At 52.9% G+C, this 21,452-nt stretch carries 17 protein-coding genes; 10 read left to right on the forward strand and 7 right to left on the reverse strand.

The genetic code is table 11. The annotated features are described in order from the left end of the window. The first annotated feature begins 18 nt into the window (after positions 1 to 18). The 6 genes from L3D05_RS05870 to L3D05_RS05895 all read left to right on the forward strand — a co-directional run bounded on the left by L3D05_RS05870 (position 19) and on the right by L3D05_RS05895 (position 7,825). On the forward strand, positions 19 to 1,359 hold the full coding sequence (locus L3D05_RS05870; RefSeq protein WP_239615078.1) for an FAD-dependent oxidoreductase: 1,341 nt from the start codon (positions 19 to 21) through the stop codon (positions 1,357 to 1,359). A 158-nt stretch (positions 1,360 to 1,517) separates the two neighbouring features. Next, entirely contained in the window at positions 1,518 to 2,966 is a 1,449-nt protein-coding gene (locus L3D05_RS05875; RefSeq protein ID WP_239615079.1) for a DEAD/DEAH box helicase, read from the forward strand. Positions 2,967 to 3,117: 151 nt separating this feature from the next. Beyond that, positions 3,118 to 4,116, forward strand: a complete 999-nt coding sequence (locus tag L3D05_RS05880) for an ABC transporter substrate-binding protein (protein WP_239615080.1) — start codon at positions 3,118 to 3,120, stop codon at positions 4,114 to 4,116. A 73-nt stretch (positions 4,117 to 4,189) separates the two neighbouring features. After that, the gene (locus L3D05_RS05885) at positions 4,190 to 5,179 is read left to right on the forward strand and encodes a FecCD family ABC transporter permease (RefSeq protein ID WP_239615081.1); all 990 of its coding nucleotides are present in this window, start codon (positions 4,190 to 4,192) and stop codon (positions 5,177 to 5,179) included. Further along, entirely contained in the window at positions 5,176 to 6,171 is a 996-nt protein-coding gene (locus tag L3D05_RS05890; RefSeq protein WP_239615082.1) for a FecCD family ABC transporter permease, read from the forward strand. The genes L3D05_RS05885 and L3D05_RS05890 overlap by 4 nt, the downstream gene beginning before the upstream one ends. 187 nt (positions 6,172 to 6,358) lie before the next feature. Continuing rightward, positions 6,359 to 7,825 carry an AraC family transcriptional regulator gene (locus L3D05_RS05895; RefSeq protein WP_239615083.1) on the forward strand — a complete coding sequence of 489 codons (1,467 nt, stop codon included), beginning with the start codon at positions 6,359 to 6,361 and terminating at the stop codon, positions 7,823 to 7,825. A gap of 53 nt (positions 7,826 to 7,878) precedes the next feature. Here the strand turns inward: L3D05_RS05895 and L3D05_RS05900 are convergent, their stop codons facing one another. Beyond that, on the reverse strand, positions 7,879 to 8,691 hold the full coding sequence (locus L3D05_RS05900) for a helix-turn-helix domain-containing protein (protein WP_239615084.1): 813 nt from the start codon (positions 8,689 to 8,691) through the stop codon (positions 7,879 to 7,881). 179 nt (positions 8,692 to 8,870) lie between these two features. Here L3D05_RS05900 and L3D05_RS05905 point away from each other — a divergent pair, with 179 nt between their 5' ends. Continuing rightward, complete coding sequence (locus L3D05_RS05905) at positions 8,871 to 10,841, forward strand: glycoside hydrolase family 127 protein (protein ID WP_239615085.1); 1,971 nt, start codon at positions 8,871 to 8,873, stop codon at positions 10,839 to 10,841. 176 nt (positions 10,842 to 11,017) lie between these two features. Here L3D05_RS05905 and L3D05_RS05910 read toward each other — a convergent pair whose 3' ends face one another. The 3 genes from L3D05_RS05910 to murQ are packed head-to-tail and all read right to left on the reverse strand — an operon-like array spanning position 11,018 to position 14,014. Then, positions 11,018 to 11,500, reverse strand: coding sequence for a GNAT family N-acetyltransferase (locus L3D05_RS05910; protein ID WP_239615086.1), 483 nt, complete (start codon positions 11,498 to 11,500; stop codon positions 11,018 to 11,020). Between the two features lie 23 nt (positions 11,501 to 11,523). Continuing rightward, complete coding sequence (gene nagZ, locus L3D05_RS05915; RefSeq protein ID WP_239615087.1) at positions 11,524 to 13,086, reverse strand: beta-N-acetylhexosaminidase; 1,563 nt, start codon at positions 13,084 to 13,086, stop codon at positions 11,524 to 11,526. Beyond that, on the reverse strand, positions 13,079 to 14,014 hold the full coding sequence (gene murQ, locus L3D05_RS05920; RefSeq protein ID WP_239615088.1) for an N-acetylmuramic acid 6-phosphate etherase: 936 nt from the start codon (positions 14,012 to 14,014) through the stop codon (positions 13,079 to 13,081). Before murQ ends, nagZ begins: the two co-directional genes overlap by 8 nt. A gap of 108 nt (positions 14,015 to 14,122) precedes the next feature. Here murQ and L3D05_RS05925 point away from each other — a divergent pair, with 108 nt between their 5' ends. After that, positions 14,123 to 14,992 (forward strand): MurR/RpiR family transcriptional regulator, encoded by an 870-nt coding sequence (locus L3D05_RS05925; RefSeq protein WP_239615089.1) that lies wholly within the window; start codon positions 14,123 to 14,125, stop codon positions 14,990 to 14,992. A 73-nt stretch (positions 14,993 to 15,065) separates the two neighbouring features. Here the strand turns inward: L3D05_RS05925 and L3D05_RS05930 are convergent, their stop codons facing one another. The 3 genes from L3D05_RS05930 to L3D05_RS05940 form a co-directional block, all read right to left on the reverse strand. Beyond that, on the reverse strand, positions 15,066 to 15,938 hold the full coding sequence (locus L3D05_RS05930) for a carbohydrate ABC transporter permease (RefSeq protein WP_239615090.1): 873 nt from the start codon (positions 15,936 to 15,938) through the stop codon (positions 15,066 to 15,068). 21 nt (positions 15,939 to 15,959) lie between these two features. Further along, the gene (locus L3D05_RS05935; protein ID WP_239615091.1) at positions 15,960 to 16,919 is read right to left on the reverse strand and encodes an ABC transporter permease; all 960 of its coding nucleotides are present in this window, start codon (positions 16,917 to 16,919) and stop codon (positions 15,960 to 15,962) included. A gap of 150 nt (positions 16,920 to 17,069) precedes the next feature. After that, entirely contained in the window at positions 17,070 to 18,686 is a 1,617-nt protein-coding gene (locus tag L3D05_RS05940) for an extracellular solute-binding protein (RefSeq protein ID WP_239615092.1), read from the reverse strand. A gap of 331 nt (positions 18,687 to 19,017) precedes the next feature. On the opposite strand from L3D05_RS05940, the gene L3D05_RS05945 reads away from it, so the two are divergent. Together L3D05_RS05945 and L3D05_RS05950 are read left to right on the forward strand one after the other, a co-directional pair. Further along, a complete protein-coding gene (locus L3D05_RS05945) occupies positions 19,018 to 20,211 on the forward strand; it encodes an anhydro-N-acetylmuramic acid kinase (protein WP_239615093.1) in 1,194 nt (397 codons plus the stop codon). 83 nt (positions 20,212 to 20,294) lie between these two features. Then, positions 20,295 to 21,440 carry an exo-beta-N-acetylmuramidase NamZ family protein gene (locus L3D05_RS05950; RefSeq protein WP_239615094.1) on the forward strand — a complete coding sequence of 382 codons (1,146 nt, stop codon included), beginning with the start codon at positions 20,295 to 20,297 and terminating at the stop codon, positions 21,438 to 21,440. The last annotated feature ends 12 nt before the right edge of the window (positions 21,441 to 21,452 follow it).

Here is a 21,452-nt window from a genome sequence, read left to right on the forward strand (position 1 = left end):
ACGGGGAGTGGCTATATCATGGTGAAAACTTTGGAAGCGGACGTTATCGTTGTCGGGGGAGGTCCTGCGGGAATTACGGCGGCGATCGCCGCAGGGCGGCAAGGAGTGAAGACGATTCTGGTGGAACGGTATGGCTTCGTCGGCGGGATGTCTACCGCAGCGATGGTTTATCCTTGGATGACCTTCCATGCCGATAGCGGCGAGCAGGTCATTAAGGGTATCGCTCAAGAAATCGTCGATCGACTGCAAGAGCGCGGGGGTTCCCCGGGTCATCTGAGGGATACGGTCGGTTTCGTGCATACGGTGACGCCTTATCATCCTGAAATCTATCAAGTAGTCGCGATGGACATGCTACGGGAAGCCGGAGTCAAGTTGCTGCTGCATAGCTTCGTGGACGAAGTGGAAACGACGGACGGAACGATTCGGGCGGTACGGATTACGACCAAGTCCGGCAAGATGGAGTTGCGGGGCAAAGTATTCGTAGACACGAGCGGGGATGCGGACGTTGCCTATTTATCGGGAACGGATACGCTTCAAGGACGCGACGGAGATCTTCAATCGCAGCCGATGACGATGAAATTCAGAATGCGCGGCGTCGATCTAGCCAAAGTTAAACAATACATGATCGACCATCCGGAAGATTTCTATAAGAAGACGCCGGTGAAGGAGCTTCCCGATCTTCCGCTGACGGGTGTATGCGGCTTCTATTCGCAGTGGAAGGCGGCAGAGGTTCCGATCAATCGCGACCAAGTGCTGTTCTTCACCGGCCCGTCCGACGATGAAGTGCTTATTAACTGCACAAGGGTACAAGGGCTGGACGGCACGAACGTCGAGGACTTAACCCGCGCGGAAGAGGAAGGCCGGAAGCAGGTTCTGATGATGGCGGAGTTTCTGACGAGGGACGTGCCGGGCTTCGAGAAAGCTTCCATATCGGCCGTCGGGACGCAGATCGGCATTCGCGAAACGAGACGTATTGTCGGCCGATATTCGCTAACGAAAGAGGACGTAATCGCGGGACGCAAATTCGACGATACGATTGCCCGAAGCGGATATCCGATCGATATTCACGACCCGTCCGGGAAAGGCGTGACCGCTTCTTGGATCGCCGGCGACGGAACTTACGATATTCCTTATCGTTGTCTCGTAGCGAACAAGACCCGCAATTTATTGGCGGCGGGAAGATGCATTTCCACGACGCACGAGGCATTGGCGACGACGAGGCTGACGCCGAGCTGCATGGCGACGGGCCAGGCTGCCGGTACGGCCGCCGCTCTTTCCGTCCTTGCGAACGTAGCGCCTGCCGACGTGAATATTCAGCAGTTGCAGGAGGCTTTGAAGAAAGAGAAGGCTTGTCTCTAATCGAGCAAGAACTAAGGATAATATCTTAAAGTTCTAACGAAATCCCGCGAAGAGCGCATCTCAGCGACTCCGCGGGATTGTTTTATTGCTTAGTGTCGCTCCTTAGACTAAAATTAGCTCGTAATTGTAAGAGCAGACACAATCAGAGGAGTACATAAATGAGCGAGCAAAGTTTCAGCGATTATCAATTAAGCGAAGAAATCATTCGGGCTTTGAAAGACTTAGGATACGAGAAGCCGACCGAAGTACAGAGCCGAGTCGTGCCTGTCGCGCTCGAGAAGCGGGATCTAACCGTGAAATCGCGGACGGGGAGCGGCAAGACAGCTGCCTTCGGAATTCCCGTCTGCGAGTTGGTGGAATGGGAAGAAAATAAGCCGCAGGCTCTGATCCTAACGCCTACGCGCGAATTAGCCGTGCAAGTAAACGAGGATATTACGAATATCGGCAGATTCAAACGGATTAAAGCGACATCCCTTTATGGGAAAGAATCTTTCTCGAAGCAAACCGCCCAGCTCAAGCAGAAAACCCACGTCATCGTAGGCACTCCGGGTCGCGTGATGGATCACATCGAGCGGGGTACGCTTGAATTGGAACGAATCCGTTATCTGGTCATCGACGAAGCGGACGAGATGCTCAACATGGGATTCATCGAGCAAGTGGAGAAGATCATTCAGAAGCTTCCTAAGGAAAGGGTAACCTTGCTATTTTCCGCAACATTGCCTAAGGACGTGGAGAAGCTTTGTCATAAAATCATGAGAAATCCCGTGGACATTGAGATTGCCTCGGTGCCAGGAGCCGCGAATACATTGATCGATCACTCTCTGATCGCGGTGAAGGAAGGGGATAAGCCGAAGCTGCTCCTAGACCTCCTCGTCGTCGAGAACCCGGATAGCTGCATCATTTTCGGGCGCACCCAGGAGCAAGTGGACAGAGTGTATCAGCAGTTGGATCGGTTAGGGATCAGAAGCGGGAAAATCCATGGAGGCATGGAGCAAGAGGATCGGTTCAAGGTGATGAACGAATTTAGAAAAGGAACATTCCGCTATTTAGTAGCGACGGATGTAGCCGCTCGGGGGATCGATATCGATAACATCACCCACGTGATCCATTATGATCTTCCCCAAGATGCGGAAGGATACGTTCATCGATCGGGTAGGACTGGCCGAGCGGGCAAGGCAGGGAAAGCGATCAGCTTTGCGACTCCGAACGAAGACAAGTTTCTGGCGAATATCGAGGGTTATATCGGGTTTGAAATCCCTAGAAGGAAAATGCCTTCCAAGGATGAGGTGTTGCTCAGACAACCAGCGTTCGAGAAGAAGCAAAGCGTGCAGCCTGCCATTAAGAAGGATAAGAATGAGCAGCTAAATAAGAGCATCATGAAGCTATATTTCAACGGCGGCAAGAACAAGAAGCTAAGAGCGGTCGATTTCGTAGGTACGCTTGCTCGTATAGAAGGCGTAACGGCGGAGGATATCGGCATTATCACGATTCAGGACAGCGTGACTTTCATTGAAATTCTTAACGGCAAGGGGCCTCATGTCCTTGAAGTGATGAAAAATACGACGGTCAAAGGCAAGCAATTGAAGGTTCAAATAGCCAAGGAATAAGGATCTGCCGAATTAACCGAACGATTGGGCGAGAGGGTGCGAGCCGGAATGTTGCATGTTTTTTCCGGTTTTGTGTATGGACGACTATGGCTGACGATGATAATCTAATTAAGAATGATTATCATTATTAATTGGGAGGGTATTTTACTTCATGTTGTCAGCTTACGTTCGCCATCGCTCAGTCCTTATTTTTCTTGCAGTTGTAGTCAGTTGTTTTGTACTGGCTGGATGCGGAAACAAATCCGCCGAACAACCGTCGTCATCCGCGCCGGCGGAAACGTCTTCCGCGGCGGCTTCATCGCCACAATCTTCCTCGCAGTCCGAGTCCTTCCGCACGATCAAGGATGCCTACGGCGACGTTCAGGTGCCGGTTAATCCAATCCGAATCGTGGCGTTGGATATCGGCGCGCTCGATAATTTACTTGCGCTCGGCATTAAGCCTGTCGGAGCGCCATCCATACTGGCCGCAGGAGATCCTTATCCGAAGTATTTGCCCGGAACGGAGGGCATTACCAATATCGGTTCGGTTAACGAACCTAATCTGGAAGCCATTGATGCCTTGAAGCCGGATCTGATTATCGGTAACAAGGATACGCATGATCAAATTCATGGCATGCTCGTGAAGTTGGCTCCAACCGTATTCGTCGAGACGCTAGGAATCACATGGAAAGATAATTTATTGCTACATGCCGATACGGTAGGGAAGTCCGAGGAAGGGCGCAAGCTACTGGACGACTATCAATCCCGAATCGAACAATTGAAAGCTAAGTTCGGCGAGAAGCCTGTAGGCGAGATTTCTCTGATTCGGCCTCGGGAAGACAAGGTTCAGGTGTATTTGCAGGAAACGTTTGCCGGAGGCATCATGAAGGAAGCAGGCATTGTGCGTCCCGAAGTACAAAGGGCCGAAGGTTTCTCCTTGGACATCACGGACGAACAGATTGCCAGTTTAGACGGGGATGTTATCCTGTGGTTTTCCAGAAGCGAAAAGGACTTCGAGAAAGCAGCATCCAGCCCGTTGTGGGCAACGTTAAAGGCAGTCGAATTGAATAAAGTGTACCATGTAGACTGGGAATATTGGATGAGCGGTCTTGGCATTCAAGCCGTTAATAAAGTCGTTGACGATTTGTCCACCTTTCTGATTCAACAGTAATGGCGGAACCGATTGGGTTGTCCTTAGGACAGCCCAATTTACTGTTGTTAAGAAGCATCAGGAGGAGGATCATGTGAAACTACGATTAAAGGGCTTAGTAATCCTACTAATCCTTGTTGCGGCTGCTTTTGTACTCAATATGTGTTTGGGTCTTTCCCGAATCGATGCTAAAGACGTTTTGCAAGCTTTTACCGCCTTCGACGGGTCGAGAGAGCACCTGATCGTGCGCTCGGTCCGATTGCCGAGAGCTTTGATCGCGATGATGGTCGGCTGCGCATTAGCCTTGGCCGGCGGTATCATGCAAGCTTTGACTCGCAACGCTCTTGCCGGACCGGAAATTTTCGGCGTCAATTACGGGGCGGCGCTGGCTGCGGTGACCGCTTCGTTCCTATTAGGTTTTAGTTCCTTGAAATTGTTTGCCTGGTCGGCATTCGCAGGCTCGGCGCTCGTCGGCGGGGCGATCTTCGCGCTCGTCTCACTGGGAAGGGGACGGATGACCCCTGCCAAACTTGTGTTGGCTGGGGCGACGATTAACTTATTGCTTGCTTCGATCACGCAAGGGATATTGATCGTCCATCAGCAATCTTTGGACACGATGCGTTTCTGGTTAGCCGGTTCCTTGACGGGAAGAGACCTCGATCTGTTCATTCAGGTGCTACCCTATTTGCTTGCGGGGCTGCTAGGCGCTTTGGCGATGGGCAAGCAGATAGATTTGCTTAGTCTGGGGGATGAAACCGCGCGAGGACTGGGGCAGAAAATCGCGTTAACGAAGACAATCATGATTATTCTCGTTATTTTGCTGACCGGAAGTTCCGTTGCCATTGCCGGACCTATCGGGTTTATCGGTTTGGCGGTTCCGCATATCGCCAAATATTTTACGGGCTCCGATTATAGATGGATATTGCCTTATTCGGCAGGTCTTGGGGCTTTGATATTACTATTAACGGATATCGGAGCCAGATACGTGCTTCCCTCTCAAGAAATTCCGGTTGGCGTTGTGACGGCGTTCTTGGGAGCACCCGTTCTCATCTATATCGCGCAGCGTAGAGGGGGATTAAAATGACTTACTCCCCCCGCTTCAAGCGTTGGCTCATTATGATGTTCGTGTCGGTCCTGATGGCAGTGCTTGTGTTGCTATTAAGCATAATGCTCGGCGAAAGGTCGATTCCTCCTCTGGATGCTATTCGTACTCTGCTTGGTCTGGATGATCAAGGCGAGTATCGTTATACTATATTGACGCTTCGCTTCCCGAGGGCGCTTGTCGGTTTTCTCGCTGGCGGCGGACTCGCGCTGGCTGGGGTCATTTTACAGGCGATTACGCGCAATCCGTTAGCCTCGCCCGGCGTATTGGGGCTCAATTCGGGTGCGGCAGCAGCGGCGGTTGCGATTATCGTGCTCGTCCCTTCTTTCCCGATGAGCCAGCTTCCCCTTGTTGCCTTCGGAGGGGCGGTGATAGCAGCAACCCTTATCTACACCCTATCTTGGAACAAAGGCAGCTCGCCCGTCCGATTGTTGCTGGTCGGTATAGGGATCTCCGCCATGGCAGGGGCGCTCATTACTTATTTGCTTACGGCAGGCGGGATTTTTCGGGTGACCCAGGCATCCATATGGATGGCGGGCAGCCTGTATGGAAGAACGTGGGAGCACGTTTTTCCGTTATTATTCTGGTTAGCCGTTCTGTTTCCGATTACGTTGATATTATCCCGCCATCTGGATGTGTTACAATTCGAGGATAATACTTCCACGGGACTTGGAGTTCGTCTGGAGCGTATGCGAGTATTCTGCCTTCTCGTAAGCGTCGCGTTGGCGGGAGCGGCCGTTTCCATGGCGGGCACGATCGGATTTGTCGGCTTAATGGCCCCTCATATTTGCCGTCCCTTGATCGGAGGACGGAGCAAATGGCTTCTTCCCGCGGCGATGATCACGGGGGGATTGCTCGTGATGACGGCAGATTTGCTCGGCAGAACGTTATTTACGCCTTATGAAATTCCCGTCGGGATCATGACGGCGATTATCGGAGCGCCTTATATGGTTTATTTGCTGCTTCGGCGATAAACGGATTGCCGGAGGCCAGCCGCGGAGAGAGAGGATGCTAGTGGACAACGAACGACGATCGACTGTAGAGCATACGATTTATTTGTTATCTTCAATATGTAGGAATAGGTGGAATGTAACCTCAAGAGGATATGAGAACCGATACACCGAGCATGTTCTTTATTATGTGCTGTCAGGCAGCGGGTCGATGGTTGCGAATGGAAAGACGTATCTTTTCGCGCCTCTTCAGTTGTATTACTTTCCTCCGCAAACGGACATCGAGGTCAAAACCGCGGACGAGCCGGGGGAATATGCCGTTATCTCATTTAAGTCGGTAACGATCGGTCAATCGAATGGACAGTCGAACGTCGAGGCGGAACTCGCGCAGCATCCGGTATTCGTTCCCGGGCAATTGCCCGCTCAGGCTCCGGGGGCAATCGAACAATGGATTACGAATACGTGCGGCAACAGCGGTATCATGGAAGAGGCATCGGCACAGGATTTCTCTCGCCGTCTGCAGCTTGAACAGCTGATACTCTCGATTATGCTGAATTCGGAGGCTAATGAGCATCGGACGAAGGGTGGAATTGAGCGCAGCATCGACTATATGAGCCGGAATTTGTCCGAGAAGCTTGATCTGCGGACGTTAGCCGGAATAGCGGAAATGAGTTGCGATACTTATGCTCGGCAATTCAAGAGAAAAATCGCTCATTCTCCGCTCGAATACTTGAATGGACTACGCATGGAGAAGGCGAAAAAGCTGCTGGCCAGCGGTGACTCCCGCGTGAAGGAAGTCGCGGCCGAGGTCGGCTTCAACAGCGAGTTTTATTTCAGCCGCATGTTTAGCCGGGCAGCCGGCGTATCTCCTTCTATATATATCAAGCGGCGAAATTTGAAGGTTGCCCTTGCGTCTTCCCTGGGATTTCAAGATATTTATGCGAGTTTCGGAGGGAACGCGACGGCAATCGTCGATTTGTACAAGTATCCATGGATGACGGATACGGAGTATGGTTTGCTAATAGACAATGAACTTGCTCGCTTGAAGGCCGCGCGACCTGATTTGATCATTGCCGATCACTATTGCTGCGAACTCTACGAGGAATTGAGACGAATCGCCCCGACGGTCATCCTAGACGAACCGAATTGGAACTGGCGCGGCAATTGTCTTCGGATGGCGGACCTGACAGGCCTAGAAGCCGAAGCCGGCAAAGTACTTGATCGTCTCGACAGGCGAACGTACGAGACATCCTCTATTATGGAGAAACGGCTGCAAGGAGAACGAATCACGGTTATGCGGGTGACCCATGAAACGATCGGAATTCAAGGAACGGTCAGCCATCCGCTGAATGAACTGCTCTATCAAGAGCTCGGATTAAAGGCCGGGAAAGCGACTCCGACGGATATTTGGAGGCAAGAGTTGTCGCCCGAAGATTTGCCGCCCATCGAAACCCATCATCTTTTCGTCCAGAAACATCATTTGCGGGCCGGCAGCGAAAGCGTATTTCTAAGGATGACGGAAACCGCTTCATGGCAAAGAATAGACGCGGTTCGCATCGATCGTTATCGCTTTATTCCGAATTGGTTTACTATGAGCTGGACCCCTGTCGGACGCCATCGCATTCTTAATCTATTGTTGGAATACACAATGCCGACAGCTTCTTCGAACGCACCATGAGAGAAAGCGATCCTCCCGCTACCGGGAAGATCGCTTTTATTCATTTCGCCGTCTCAAGTATTGTTTAGCCGGGTTCGCGCGAATGCTTGGCGATAAGAAGTCGGCGTCACGCCGGTCATTCGTTTAAACCATTTGGCGAACTGTTTGTCGTCCTCGATCCCGACCTTCTCGGCTATTTCTTTGACATGAAGCTTCGTGCTTGCAAGCAGTTCCTTAGCCGCTTCCAACTTAATCTGATGAATATACTCCAACAGCCCCGAGCCGAAACGTTTCTTGAACATTCGCGATAAATAATCTTTATTGTAGCCCATATGGTCGGCAATTCGAGCAACGGATATGTTCCGTTCCAAAGCGTGCAATCGCGTCCATTCGAGCAACTCCGGAAGATGCGGAGCCATCGCATCCAAACTACCGGAATCCTGCAGCTGTTCAGCCAGTTCAATGAGCAGGCATGTCAGAAAATAGTCGCTGGCATGAAGGAATCGATAACCTCCGTTCGCCGCGTGAAGGAGCTGACGGGCCAGAATGTGAACCCGGCTCGGATGAGGGCATGTCGCATATCGAGGAATGTGGCCGTCCGGTTCCCCTGTCTGTTCGTCAGATATCAGAAAATGGAACCAGTAGAACGATACGCCAGGCGAGGAGAGCCTGTACCCGCGATGCCGTTCCCCGGGCATTAGCACTAAAATATCTCCTTCTTTCACCTCATACATTCGGCTATCCGCTTCCAGGAAGACAACGCCGGATACACCGATGATGAGCTCGTAATCCGAGATCGTGCGGTCCATATGGGACCAGCTTTCATAGGATAGAAACTGGCCGCCCATGATCAGCCTATAGGGTTTTTGCAAATAAAGGGGCAGCATCGCGCCATTCCTCCTTCCTCTAGCTAGGCGCACAAATGAAGTCATTTTTTGACACCTATTATACTTCAAACCCTACCGACAAGCGACCCCCATTCCTTTTATGATAGTTTTAGCGGGTCCCCAGACATACTACGAGGGGAAATCCTAAACCATTCAACAATGAGCGGAGCGTGGTTAAGATGTTGGAAGTTAAGAAGCATGATTACTCTCATCAGCTTGATTTGAAATCGGTCAGCATACAAGATCGTTACTGGTCTCCCTATGTCGACTTGATTCGAAATACGGTTATCCCCTATCAATGGGAAGCTATAAACGACAGAATTCCCGATGCCGAGCCTAGCCATGCCATTCGTAATTTTCGTATCGCGGCGGGGTTAGAAGAGGGCGAGTTCGCAGGATTTGTATTTCAGGATACCGATTTGTATAAGTGGCTGGAAGCGGTCGGTTACTCGCTAGCGGTAACACCCGATGCTGATCTGGAAAACACCGCGGACGAAGCGATTCGATTGATCGCCTCCGCGCAGCAGGATGACGGCTACTTGAACACTTACTTTACCGTAGCCGAGCCTGATAAGCGCTGGACCAATCTGACGGATTGCCATGAGATGTATACGGCAGGCCATCTGATCGAAGCTGCCGTTTCTTATTATCATGGAACGGGAAAAATGCAATTGTTGGATGTGGCTATGCGTTTCGCAGATCATATCGACGATCGCTTTGGCCCCGAACCGGGGCAAATTCGCGGGTATGACGGCCATCAGGAGTTGGAGCTTGCGCTGGTGAAGCTGTATGAGGCAACCGGCGAATCTCGTTATTTGAACCTTGCGGGTTATCTGATCGATGAACGCGGCAGGGAGCCGAATTTCCTTCACAAGGAATGGGAACAACGGGGCCGTATATCCCTCTGGTATCCGGGCGTCGTCCAGAAAACTCCAGGTCTAGAATATCTCCAAGCGCATCAGCCCGTGCGGGAGCAAGCAACAGCTATCGGCCACGCGGTAAGAGCAGTCTATATGTACACAGCTATGGCCGATCTGGTATTGCACAAAGGGGACGCGAGTTTGTTAGCCGCTTGCGAGCGCTTGTGGAACAACCTCGTCCACCGTCAGATGTATGTCACAGGCAGCATAGGTTCGACTCATCACGGGGAAGCTTTTACTTTCGATTATGATCTGCCTAACGATACGAATTATTCCGAGACTTGCGCCTCGATCGGCCTCATTTTTTTTGCGCGTCGTATGTTACAACTGAAGGCTAAAGGCGAATACGGCGACGTGATGGAGAGGGCGCTATACAATACGGTCACGGCCGGAATGGCGGGAGACGGCAAGCATTACTTCTACGTAAACCCGATGGAGGTATGGCCGGAGGCAAGCGAGCGTAATCCAGGCAAGCACCATGTGAAGGCAGTTAGGCAGAAATGGTACGGATGCGCATGTTGTCCACCCAACGTCGCCCGCATCCTCTCCTCGCTCGCGCACTATATTTTCACATCCGACGAAAATACTCTTTATACGCACCTGTATATCGCCAACGAGACGGAGCTGGAGCTGTCCGGTCGCAAAGTTCGACTTAAGCTCGATAGCGGTCTACCTTGGAAAGGCGAAGCTAAACTTACCGTTGCAGAGGCGGAAGGGGAAGGAGTATTCACGCTCGCGATGCGCGTTCCCGGTTGGTCGAAGACGAGCACCTTCTCTATCAACGGGGAATCAATTGCTCCGATCATTGAGGATGGATATGCGTACTTTAACCGAGACTGGCGAACAGGCGATGTACTGACGATCGAGTTGGACATGGAGCCGCAACGGATCTATGCTCACCCTAATCTTCGCGCGAACGCCGGACGAGTCGCTCTTCAGCGCGGTCCGCTCGTTTATTGCTTCGAGGAAACGGACAACGGTGCTCCTCTAGCATCTTTAACGCTGCCGGCGACTGCTCCCATTCGAGTCGTTCATGCGGAATGGCGTGGCGGTGTCGTATTTCTGGAGGCGGAGGGACAGAGGATTATCGAAACCGAGCAGTTGCACAATCCTCTCTATCGATCCGAGCCCTATAAGCGCGAAGGGCATCGACTTCTTGCCGTTCCTTATACGTTATGGGGTAATCGCGATCCCGGCGAGATGCTCGTGTGGATCCGACAATCGGAATAATGGAATCGATTGTTGGAGCTTTACGAATGTCAGAAGAATAGTAAATTGCAAACAACCCTGCGCTTCCGAAAGGAAGGCAGGGTTGTTATTTTGGAGGGTTTATGTTGTATAGCGACGGAGGATACCGGGATACGATCATTTCGAACGCCTTGACCTAGGTTGTCGAGCAGCGGGCTCTACCTGATCTTTGCGCCGAGAAAATCCTGGTAGATCCCCGGAGTGGAATCCGGAATTCGAATCGCTCCGACGGCTTTCTCGTAAAAATCAGCTGGTCCGACGCCTCCTATGATCGCGTAGACGTAGCCGGCTTCCCTCATGCCATATAGGCTCTTGAGCAGCAGCGCCTTGCCGATGCCCTTGCCTTGCTCCGAGTCTAGCACACGAGTGGGACCGAAGAAATTCGGCGCTGTAGCTTCGTAGCAGGCATAGCCGAGGATGTCCGCGCCTCGGGTGGCCAAGTAACAGGTAACTGGCGTTCGGGAAAAGCAGACGTCGGCTTCTCCCGCGGCGTTGCGGCTGGAATGTTGCGCTACCCACTCGACGACACGGAGCTTATCCGGGGCGAGCGCGCGGTGAATGCGGATGCCCTCATGCTCCAGTCTGGCGAGAAGCTCCTCCTGGGGTGGAAGCTTCAGTAAATTGACGAGCATATCTGCCATTTCTCGTTCACTCCTCGTTAGGGTTACTCAGAAAGTATGGTGACTGTCGGTTTGCCGACGGCTTCCGACTTGCCCTGAAGCACGTTCGCGACAGCGTCGAAGATTTGGGCGGTATATTCGTAAGCGGCCAACGACCAGATCGCCGGATTCAGATGCCTCAGGTCGTAAGGATTCCGCAAGGCGACCGCGATAACGGGAACGCCTTGCGACGCCAAGCGGTTCACCAGTTCCAACTGGCCCTGATTGAGGTGGCCGTTGTAGGTTCCGATCACGATGCAGCTGGCTCCGGTCGTTCGCGCGACGATCGCAGCGATTTCGTCCTCCGTCGGATTCGAAGGTGTGACCTCCGCGCGCCCCCCTAACTTCTCCGCCATATAAGCGGGGAAGGTTAATGGATCGTCGGCGAGATTGGACACCTTCGTGGCTCGGAAGATCGCGCAGCCTATAAAATAGGGGCTATCACCAAGGGGCGGAAACTGTCCGCCGGACATGCGGATCGGCGTTAACGTCCGCTCCAGCAGCTTGCGGTTCTCTTCCGCATGGGCGGAGCAGCCGACGATCGACGGATTGTCGGCCGGACGGTTCAAATACTTCTTCTTAAGAGCGGAGATGCGCTCAAGCGACCGTTCCCATTCCGCTTGGTCGATCTCTCCCGCTTCCAAGGCCTCCCGGATCGCCTGCGCAGAAGCGGCGGCCAAGGAGGCGGTGTGGGAGACGAGCAGCAGATCGGCCCCGGCTTTGGCGGCTTCGACAGTTCCCTTAACGGTGCCGAAGGAATGCTGGATCGCCTTCATCTCCATGCAGTCCGTCATGATCAATCCTTGGAAGCCCATCTCTTCCCGCAGCAGTCCGGTCAATATTTTCCGGGACATCGTCGCGGGTAGCTCCGGGTCCAATTGAGGAAACACGATATGGGAAGACATGATGGCCGGAATTCCGGCTTCGACGGCAGCCTGGAAGGGCGCCAGCTCGATTCTCCGAAGCTCGTCCATCGTTTTATCCACGACGGGAAGCGCAAGATGGGAATCTACGCTCGTATCCCCGTGTCCCGGGAAATGTTTCCCGCAGCTAAGCGCGCCGCCGTCCTCCAACCCCCGCATCATGGGCAGGGCGAAGCGAATGACCGTCTCCGGCTTCTCCCCGTAGCTGCGCACGCCGATGACGGGGTTCGCGTCATTGGAATTGACGTCCAGCACGGGCGACAGGTTGAAGTTGACGCCGAGCGCCCTCAGTTCCAGCGCGGTTATCCTTCCTGCCGCATAGGCGTTGTCTGGGTCGCCCGTCGCGGCGATGGCCATAGCCCCTGGAATGCGGGTCGCGTCTCCCGGCAGACGGGAGACGGCTCCGCCTTCCTGATCGATGGCGATAAACGCGGGTTGGCCGGTCTCCTCCAGCACCAACTGCTGAATCTCCTGGCATAGCTCCCTAAGCTGCTCCTTGTCCGTAATATTCCAAGCGAACAGGATAACGTTGCCGATTTTCCACGTTTTCACTAGGTTGATAAACGCTTCATCCAGGCGGGGACCGTCAAATCCCGCCATCATCCGTTGTCCGATTTGATAGGTAAGAGATAAGTCATTAATCATCTTCATTTCCTCCAGGTTCAGGCCCTTTTCGGCTGCGGATCGCCGCCTTGAGTTTGCCTTCGTTCAGCTCGAGCAGCGTCGTCGCTTCTCCGAAATCCGCACCGGTCTCCAGCATCAGAATAGCAGTCTTCACGTGCAGCCCGGCCTGCTTCAACGTCTCCGCCGCCTGTTGCTCGGAGGCACCGGTCACTTCGCGCACGATGCGGATGGAGCGGTCGTAGAGCTTGCTGTTGCTGGCTTTCAGGTCTACCATCAGGTTGTTGTAGACTTTGCCCAGTTTGATCATGGCGCCGGTTGTCAGCATATTCAGCACCAGCTTCTGGGCGGAACCGCTTTTCAGCCGGGTGGACCCGGCGATGACCTCCGGACCGACCACCGGAGCGATGCAGATATCGCACAGTTCGCTCAGCCGGGAATTTTTGTTGGTGACGACGCCTATCGTTGCCGCTCCGCTCTCCTGGGCTTGGCGAATGGCGCCCAGCACGTAAGGGGTAGTGCCGCTCGCGGTGATTCCGACGACCACGTCGCCGATGCGTACGCCCTTCTCCCGGATCAGTAGCGCGCCGCTCTCCGAGTCGTCCTCGCTGCCTTCCACGGCTGTTCGGATGGCGGTATCTCCTCCGGCGATGTAAGCCTGCACAAGCTCGGGATCGGTTCCGTAGGTCGGTGGACATTCGCTGGCGTCCAGCACGCCCAGCCGTCCCGAGGTACCGGCCCCTACGTAGTACATCCGTCCCCCGTTCTTCAGCGATTTCACCACTATATCCACCGCGTCGGCGATCGCATCGATCTCCTGGCGGACCGATTCGGGAACACGCTGATCTTCTTGATTCATCAAGAGGAGCATTTCTCGTGTGTCGCACTCGTCGATAGCCGAGGTAGCGGGGTTGTTCATTTCCGTTGTCAATTGCGCGAAGTACGATGTCATGATTCATCCATCCTTTTCTGGACGCGATAGAGGTTTGATTCTGTCGAACGCTCTGCGTATAATGAGAATAATTTTCCTTTTCTATAAAAATTGGGGCGGGTGATAGATTTGACCAATATAGAAATTCGCATACGAAACGTCTATAGCGCCTTAAGCAACTCCGAGAAGAAAGCGGCGGATTACTTTCTTGCCGATGTCGAGAGTCTATTTCATCTACCGATCGCCCAACTGGCGGAGAATGCCGGCATTAGCCAGGTCGCCTGGGTAAGGCTGGCCAAAGCCCTCGGCTTCGACGGCCTGAAGGACATGAAGCGAAGCTTGTTCAGCGAGCTCAACAGCAGCGCGGCGGAGGATGAAGACAAGAACCGCTTCATTTTTACCGATATCAAAGATTACGCCGGACTCCCGGATGTTTTCAAAGCGATCAAAAGCAGCAGTATGCAATCTATCGAAGATACCATTAGCCTGCTTAACACCGAAGTGGTAGACGCGGTCGTGCGGAAGCTCATCGAAGCGCGATCCGTGAAGCTGTTCGGCGTAGGCGCTTCCGCGCTCGTGGCCGAAGATTTCTACAACAAGCTGCTGCGCATTGGCAGCAACGTCTGCTTCAGCCATGACGGACATATTCAATTGACCTACGCGGCCAACACTCGGGAAGGGGATGTCTGCTTTTTCATCAGCCATTCCGGCATGACCAAGGAAGTGAACGAAGCTTTCGACATCGCCTCCCAAACCGCCAATGCGACAATGGTTTCCTTGACCCGACTGGGCAAAAATCCGTTAGCCGCCAAATCCGACTACGAGCTCTACACGTCGTCTCCGGAAATCAATCATCGTAGCGGAGCCATGAGCAGCCGCATCTCGCAATTGATCATCATCGATGTGCTGTTCACGGCCATGGCCAACCAAAATTACGACAACGTGATTCAAAACCTGATCCGCAGCTCCGAATCCTGCCGAACGCATCGGAAGATCTAGAGAGGCCGAGAGCGAAGCCTGCCCCTCCGGCGGGGCGCTCTCGTGGTTCCTGGCATCCGATCGCCGATCAGCGTTAGCCCTTGACCGAGCCGACCGTCAAGCCGGCGACGAAAAAGCGCTGAAGCATCGGGTACAGGATGATGATCGGCAGCGTAGACGTAATGATGACCGCCGATTTGATCGACATGGCGATCGTGCTCTTGTCGGCCGCTCCGGCTCCGTCTCCGACCATGGCCGTTCCGTTTACGATATTGCGCAGGAAAAGCATGACCGGGTATTGATTCGTATTAAGATAGATCAAGCCGTTAAACCAGTCGTTCCAGAAGAAGACGGCGGTGTATAAGCCGATCGTGGCCAGCGCGGGCGTGGACAGAGGTAGGATTACCCGCTGCAATATCCCGAAATAATTCAAGCCATCGATTATGGCGGCTTCTTCTATTTCCGCCGGAATGGCCCGGAAGAAGTTGATCAGAATGATCAGGTTGAACTGGTTGATGGCGAAAGGGATTAGCATCGCCCATACCGTGCCGGTCAGGTGAAGATCGGAGATCAGCAGGTAGGTCGGGATGAGTCCGCCGGAGAAAAACATCGAGAAAACGATGAGCATCATGACCAGCTTATGTCCCTTGAGAAATTGCTTGGACATTGCATAGGCGAACAAGGCGCTCATGAACAGTGAGATCAACGTTCCCCCGATGGTGTAGAATATCGTATTGCCGTATGCCTTGAAGAAGTTCGGATAAGTGAAAATCTGCTTGTACGCTTCGAAGTTCAAACCGACGGGAAAGAGCGAGACTTTGTTGTTGATGATCGCGTCGGGGCTCGACAGCGACAATGCCAGCATATAGAGAAACGGGACGAAGCAGATCAGGACGACGAGTACCATAAAACCGTTAATAAGCACGTCGCCGATCGTCAGGGGCCGATATTTTCGTTGTTTGTTCATGCGATGCCGCTCCTTTCCGGGTTAATAGATGCTTTCACCGGACATTTTTTTGCTGAGCCAGTTGGTGCTGGATACGAGAATGACGCCGATGACTCCGCTGAACAGTCCAATTGCTGTCGCATAGGAATAGTTCTGGTTCATGAGGCCGGTACGGTAGACAAGAGTGTCGATAATGTCGCTTACCGCGGCGTTGGACGGCGTATAGAGCAGCAGCACTTTCTCGAATCCGAGGCTCAGGAGCGAACCGACGTTCAGGATCAGCATGACCATGATCGTGGACATGATCGAAGGAATGGTCACGTAGATCACCTTCTGGAACCGGCTGGCGCCGTCGATTTCCGCCGCTTCGAACATCTCGCGGTTGACGCCGGTAATGGCGGCCAAATAAATAATGGCGGTCCAACCCGTATATTGCCACGTATCGGTAAGGATGTAGATCGGACGGAAGAACTGCGGTTCGTTGACGAAATAAATCGGATCCATGCCGAACAAACTGCCGAGCACCCGGTTCAGTAGTCCGGAGCTGGGGGAGAGAAGCTCGCCCAGAATCGCGATGACGACTACCGTGGAAATAAATCGCGGCATATACGAAATGGTCTGCACGAATTTGCGGAATCTCTTCGAGCGCACTTCGTACAGCAGCAGAGCGAAGATGATCGGAATCGGGAAATTGATCAGGATGTTCCCGAACGACAGAATAAGCGTATTGTTGAAAGCGCGCCAGAAGGCCGGGTCCTGAAGAAAACGTTCGAAGTAAGCCCATCCGACCCACTCGGTGCCGTACGGGCCCATGCCGGGACGGTAGCGCCGGAAAGCCAAGACGTTGCCGATGAGCGGCGCGTATTTGAACAGTATAAAGTGGCACAAGGGCAGCAACATCATCACGTAAAGCTGCCAATAACGGCGAAAATGGCGGCTCGACGAAGAACGCGGGGTAACGTTATCGCGCGGAGACTTGGAAACCATCGTCGTATCGGTCATAATCTTTCACCTTCTTCGCTGGGTTGAGGGAGACGGCGGAGCCGCGCGTACCCGGATGAACAAAGACCTGCCGCAAAAATGTCGGTCAACCCGTGACTCCATTTTTCCTGGCAGGCCTTTATTCAATTCATTGGAATTTCCGGAATCCGCTTATTTTTTCAAGTTGTCGTTGTACATTTGAGTGAATTTCTCAATCTGCAGCGTCTTCATTTCTTTCACATACTTATCCCAATCTTTATCCAAGCTTTTCTTGCCGGTCAAGAAGCCGTCGGCCCACACTTCGAACGTATCGTACAGTGGCGTCTGAAGGGAAGCGGCTTCCTCTGCCGTCATGTCGTCGAACATCGGCGTCGGAGGAATAGCCTGGATCGGATCCTTCATCGAGGCGACCGTGGCGTTGATCTGGCTGTAATTTTCATCGTACTTCGTCATTTCCCGCGCGTTGACCCATACCAGTTGGGTAACGTCGGAACCTGCGCCGTAGTTCAACTGCATCGTTTTGTAGATACCGTTAGGAGAGTTGACGATCTCGTCGGCGTACTTGATTTTGTCGCCGTCCATTGTGTAGGTTACGCCTTCGGCGCCGAGACCCCAAATTTTCGATCCCTCATCGGAGAAGAAGATTTCGTCGATTTTTTTGACCAGTTGTTCGAAATCCTTGCGGTCCGCCGTTTTTTTCGGGAACATGATACCGGAGCCTGTTCTGCTCTTCTGTTGATGGTGCGCTCCCGCCGGGCCTGCGAGCGGCGGATACATTTGCAGGTCGAATCCGGCTTCCGTCGCCGCGCCTTCCACGCCGCCGATTTGGTCGTAATAAGCATAGGAAGCAAAGGATTTGCCGGTCGCGAGCTTCGTGGACCATTTGTCTCCGTCGATCGGGTCGGCCATCTCCGGATCCAGCAAGCCTTCCGCGTACAGCTTGGAGAAGAACTTCATGTATTCTTTGTACTGGTCGCTGATGGCGCCCGGGAAGTAGGTTTGTTTCTCGTAATCCCAGCTAAGCGTTCTTGAGCCGTCGGCGCCGTTTTTGCCTACGCTGATGCCGAAGGAAGGCATCGTCATACGGTACAGAACCCGCGGGCCGGCGAGAATTGTCAGCGGATAGGAATCCGGGTTTTCCGCCTTGAATTTCTTCAGCACGTTGTACAGATCGTCGAACGTTTTCGGCTCTTGCTGTCCGTATTTCTCCAGCAGATCCTTTCTCAGGATCAGGCCGCCGTCGTAGAACGGCTTATCGTAAAGCGAAGGCAGGTAGTAACGTTTGCCGTCCTTCAGGTTGAGAGCCGCGAGATCATTTTCTAGGCCGAATTCCTTGACTTTAGCATTGAAGTTAGGAGTCCAATCGGAGTAATCGCTGATCGGAACGATAGCGCCGTTCAAGGCCAAGGAGGCGTTCTCCCCTTTGGTGGATTGGTACAGAATAACGTCCGGCGCGTTGTTTCCGGTGTTGAGCGCGAGAGAAACTTTCGTCTGGTAGTCGGCGATCGGAATGACTTCGAAATGGATATCCACGTTGAAACGTTTCTCGACTTCCTGGACCACCAGCCAATCTTCCTTGAACGGCAACGTCGCGTTGTCGGAGTAGAAGATGGAAAATTTCAATTTGTCTTCCGCTTTGTTCGGCGTTGTCGATGCCTGCGAGCTTGAGCCCGCGCTTGGTGACGGCGAAGCGGATTCGCCGTTGTTGTTCTTGGAACTGCATGCGGCGAGCGATGACATTGCCATGATGGATGCAAGTGCGAGAGAAACGATTTTTTTCTTGGACATACGTGTAATGACCTCCCTGATTTTGGTTAAAAGAAGGTTAGGCGGAACAACTTTCGGAGAGTTACTCACCAAAGAATTGGAAGCGGTTCCATTTTCCCATGAGCGAATAATAACATATTTTATTTCAGTGGTCAACGCGATTTCTTGAAACTTTATTTCAAGATTTGCAAGAGTTTTCTCGCACAGAACAAGAATTAAAAAAACAAAAATCAATATTTATATATGAAATATTATTTCAAATTTGATTGACGAGATTGTGCGAGGCGGAATAAGATTAACCTCAGAAATATACAGAAGAGAGCATCTGTGGGGCTCGAACGGAGGGCAGATTATGAACGCGGATAAGCATTTCAATTGTCGTCGTTATGCCGTGGGTTTGATGTCGGGAACTTCCGTGGACGGCATTGATGCCGCGGCGATAGAGATCGTCGATGGAATTGACGGAGAACGGCCGCAAGCCAGATTGATTGCCTTCGAGAATACGAGTTATCCGGCGGCGGTACGGGAAGAGATTTTCGCATTATTCGATCCGAAGATGGCCACGGTAGACCGAGTAGGACGCATGAATGTAATGCTTGGCGAACTGTATGCGAAGGCGGCGTTATCCGTGATCGCTAAAGCCGAACTCGTACCGGAAGACATCGCGGTGATCGGTTCGCATGGACAGACGATCTATCATTCTCCGGAAGTCCAGTCCTGGGAGGATCTCGACTTGCGCTATACGGTACAGATCGGCGAAGGAGCCGTAATCGCGGCAAGAACGGGCATCCCATGCGTCTCCGACTTTCGCCCGGCCGATATGGCCGTAGGCGGGCAAGGAGCGCCGCTCGTTCCTTTTACGGAATATTTGCTTTACCGTGAAAGAGATCGGACCTTACTGTTGCAAAATATCGGGGGTATCGGCAACATAACGGTACTCCCTGCTAACGGATCTCCCGAACAGGTATACGCGTTCGATACCGGCCCGGGAAATATGCTGATCGACGGAGCTGTAGCGCGCCTGTATCCCGGACGAACGATGGATACGGGTGGAGAGATCGCCCGAGAGGGCAGCGTGCATTCTGGCATGCTGGAACGATTACAGCAAGAGGAATATTACAAGCTTCCATTGCCGAAATCGACAGGCAGAGAGCTGTTCGGCTCATCCTACGTTGATAGATTGCTTCTTTATGGACAGGAGTACAAGCTGTCTTCGAACGATCTGATCGCAACGGTGACGAAGCTTACGGCTTGGTCGATCGGCGAAGGTTATCGCCGCTTTATTCGGGATCGTAATCCGGCGGACGCGATGATCGTCGGCGGAGGAGGAAGCTATAATCCTGTGTTGATGGCATACATCGAGCAGGAATTTGAACCGATGGGCGTTAAGGTGCTGACCCAAGAAGACGTCGGACTGAACAGCGACGCCAAGGAGGCGATCGCCTTTGCTTTGCTCGCCGATTACACGATGGCCGGACGGCCGAACAATCTGCCGAACGTGACGGGGGCGAGGCGGTCAACGGTACTAGGCAAAATATCATACTGATTACTTCAAAAGCGGAAACATTCATGATTCCGGAAGAAAACATGCGCGTGCTTATAACAGAATTGTAGAGGAGCCAAGTCGCCATGACGATCCGAAACGGTATCGACTGCATTTCCAAATACGGCCATCTATTCGAAGGGAAGCGAGTGGGACTCATTACGTCGCCGACCGGCTTAAACTCTGACTTCGTATCCACGATTCGAATTTTGCAAGAAAAGTATCATTTAGCCGCGTTGTTCTCTCCCGAGCACGGCGTACGCGGAGATCAGCAGGCGGGCGCGTTCGTGGACACTTACCCGGATCCGATCACGGGCGTACCCGTATACAGCTTGTACCGCCAAGATTCCAAGCGGCTTTCGCCGGAGATGCTGGATGCGGTGGACGTGGTCGTATACGACATTCAGGACGTCGGGGTCAGGTATTATACGTTTATTTATACGATGCTCTACGCCTTGGAAGATTGCGCGAACGCGGGCAAGGAATTCATCGTACTCGATCGGATCAATCCATTGGACGGCATAACTGTCGAAGGAAATATTCTCAAGCCCGGCTACCGGTCGTTCGTCGGCAACTATCCGCTCACCGTACGATATGGGCTGACGGCAGGCGAAGTGGCAACGATGGCTAACGATCAAATGGGCTGGAACGGAAAGCTGAGCGTCGTACGGTGCGAAGGCTGGGAACGGAACATGCTGTTTCCCGATACCGGCCGCATTTGGGTGCAGCCGTCCATGGGGCTTCCGCGGTTTGAAGCCGCTCTGCTATATTCGGGGACCTGCCTGTTCGAAGGCACGAATCTATCGGAAGGAAGAGGAACGACCTCACCATTCGAAATGATAGGAGCGCCTTTCATCGACGCGCAGTGGCTGGCGGACGAGATGAACCGCAAGAAGCTGCCTGGAGTTATCTTTCGCCCTGTCTTTTTCAAGCCGACCTTCTCCAAGTTTCAAGACGAGCTATGCCGAGGCGTTCAAATTCACGTAACGGATGCACGAGCCGTTTGCGCCCTGGAGACAGGAGTCCATCTGATGTTTACGATCAAGCAGAACTGCGAGGAATTTGCTTTCCTGCCGCCGGTCAAGGAAAATAGCAGACCTTTCATCGATTTGTTGGGAGGTGACCGGTTATATCGGGACTCTGAACCGTCAGACGTACCGGCCATGCTGGCGCATTTCCGGGCGGAAAGCGAAGCGTTCGCGAAGCTTAAGGAGCGCTATCATCTTTATTAACGGAGAGGTCGA

Origin of the sequence: Cohnella mopanensis (assembly GCF_022352055.1) — a bacterium.
Lineage (GTDB): Bacteria > Bacillota > Bacilli > Paenibacillales > Paenibacillaceae > Cohnella > Cohnella mopanensis.

Coding starts and splice junctions, on each gene's coding strand:
- L3D05_RS05870 (WP_239615078.1), top strand. CDS start 19: ATGGTGAAAACTTTGGAAGCGGACGTTATCGTTGTCGGGGGAGGTCCT.
- L3D05_RS05875 (WP_239615079.1), top strand. CDS start 1,518: ATGAGCGAGCAAAGTTTCAGCGATTATCAATTAAGCGAAGAAATCATT.
- L3D05_RS05880 (WP_239615080.1), top strand. CDS start 3,118: ATGTTGTCAGCTTACGTTCGCCATCGCTCAGTCCTTATTTTTCTTGCA.
- L3D05_RS05890 (WP_239615082.1), top strand. CDS start 5,176: ATGACTTACTCCCCCCGCTTCAAGCGTTGGCTCATTATGATGTTCGTG.
- L3D05_RS05895 (WP_239615083.1), top strand. CDS start 6,359: ATGGTTGCGAATGGAAAGACGTATCTTTTCGCGCCTCTTCAGTTGTAT.
- L3D05_RS05900 (WP_239615084.1), bottom strand. CDS start 8,691: ATGCTGCCCCTTTATTTGCAAAAACCCTATAGGCTGATCATGGGCGGC.
- L3D05_RS05905 (WP_239615085.1), top strand. CDS start 8,871: ATGTTGGAAGTTAAGAAGCATGATTACTCTCATCAGCTTGATTTGAAA.
- L3D05_RS05910 (WP_239615086.1), bottom strand. CDS start 11,500: ATGGCAGATATGCTCGTCAATTTACTGAAGCTTCCACCCCAGGAGGAG.
- nagZ (WP_239615087.1), bottom strand. CDS start 13,086: ATGATTAATGACTTATCTCTTACCTATCAAATCGGACAACGGATGATG.
- murQ (WP_239615088.1), bottom strand. CDS start 14,014: ATGACATCGTACTTCGCGCAATTGACAACGGAAATGAACAACCCCGCT.
- L3D05_RS05930 (WP_239615090.1), bottom strand. CDS start 15,938: ATGAACAAACAACGAAAATATCGGCCCCTGACGATCGGCGACGTGCTT.
- L3D05_RS05935 (WP_239615091.1), bottom strand. CDS start 16,919: ATGACCGATACGACGATGGTTTCCAAGTCTCCGCGCGATAACGTTACC.
- L3D05_RS05940 (WP_239615092.1), bottom strand. CDS start 18,686: ATGTCCAAGAAAAAAATCGTTTCTCTCGCACTTGCATCCATCATGGCA.
- L3D05_RS05945 (WP_239615093.1), top strand. CDS start 19,018: ATGAACGCGGATAAGCATTTCAATTGTCGTCGTTATGCCGTGGGTTTG.
- L3D05_RS05950 (WP_239615094.1), top strand. CDS start 20,295: ATGACGATCCGAAACGGTATCGACTGCATTTCCAAATACGGCCATCTA.